Below are 792 nucleotides of genomic sequence, written 5' to 3'. Positions count from 1 at the left end.
TTTCCTCCTTCTTCTTCTCTTTTTTCTACTCCCTTGAGGAAAAGGTGTCAACTTTTTTTATACCATATCACATAGCAAGAGCCACGCTGGGAAAATATGAATCCGACAAATGCACGGATATAAGCCCGTTCAACCTTGCAAAGCTGGCGGAATACTACGGTCTTTCCATGGATTACCTCATGGGGCTGACCGAAAATAAGAACCACCCGAACACCGCCCTGCATGAGCTGCACTTGAATGATTCCACAGTTGATTTGTTAAAAAGCGGCGCACTCAACAACCGGCTTCTCTGTGAGTTTGTCTGCCATCCGGGATTTTTGCGCCTGCTGACGGATATGGAAGTCTGCATTGACCGGATTGCGGATATGCGCATCCGTGACATGAACTTAGTTCTGGAACAGGCAAGGCAGTCTGTCATGGAACAGCGGCAGCCCCCGGAAAATGACCTCTATATGCGCACGCTGGAACTGGGGCAGGTCAGCGAGGAACTGTTTTTCAGCCACGTCATCCATGATGACCTTGACCGGATTGTAAAAGACCTCCGCACCCGGCACGAATCCGACAAGACCACCGCCGAACTGGAAACCCCAGCAGCGGACTTTGCCCGGAACATCCCGGTGATACTGCTGGACGCCCTCATGCACAAAGGCACGGCGGACGAAAAACGGGCGTTTACTATCTGCCGGGTGTTCGGCATTGATGATTTTGTCAATATGAGTTGACACAATTCACGCAAGGAATATAGGATCTAAGCAGCAGCCGCAGTGAGGGACAGATAGAAGCGCTCTCTCT

General features: G+C 50.8%; 1 protein-coding gene. It reads left to right on the top strand.

Annotated elements, in window-relative coordinates:
• A partial coding sequence (locus tag C814_RS17765) for a helix-turn-helix domain-containing protein (protein ID WP_016316798.1) occupies positions 1 to 722 on the top strand: 722 nt, incomplete at its 5' end.
• Positions 723 to 792 lie beyond the last annotated feature (70 nt).

Source organism: Anaerotruncus sp. G3(2012), from assembly GCF_000403395.2.
GTDB lineage: Bacteria > Bacillota > Clostridia > Oscillospirales > Ruminococcaceae > Anaerotruncus.
The sequence above is the reverse complement of the archived record's forward strand: the minus strand, read 5'-3'. Positions and strand labels throughout refer to the sequence as shown.